Source organism: Citrobacter sp. TBCS-14 (assembly GCF_005280805.1).
Lineage (GTDB): Bacteria > Pseudomonadota > Gammaproteobacteria > Enterobacterales > Enterobacteriaceae > Citrobacter > Citrobacter gillenii.
Genome location: NZ_SZWM01000789.1, coordinates 1 through 219, shown reverse-complemented (window position 1 = coordinate 219; position 219 = coordinate 1). Strand labels below are relative to the sequence as shown.

Sequence of the window (219 nt, the reverse complement as noted above, 5' to 3'; positions counted from 1 at the left end):
GTAGTCAACACCGGACTCGTGCAACCATTGCTGCACAATGTGCGAACGCTGGCCGCCGCGCGCGCAACATAAGTAGCCCGCAGGATTTTGACGACAGGCATTAAGCCATGCCTTCATGCGTTGCTGGCGAGTCTCGCCACAAACCAGTTGATGGCCAAGCGCGAGGGCGGCCTCAGGCCCCTGACGTTTATAACAGGTACCTACGGCGGCACGTTCGTC

At 59.4% G+C, this 219-nt stretch carries 1 pseudogene; it reads right to left on the bottom strand.

Annotation, left to right across the window (positions count from 1 at the left end):
• Positions 1-219 (bottom strand): annotated as a pseudogene (locus tag FDX22_RS21335) (tRNA 2-selenouridine(34) synthase MnmH); the annotation flags it as partial.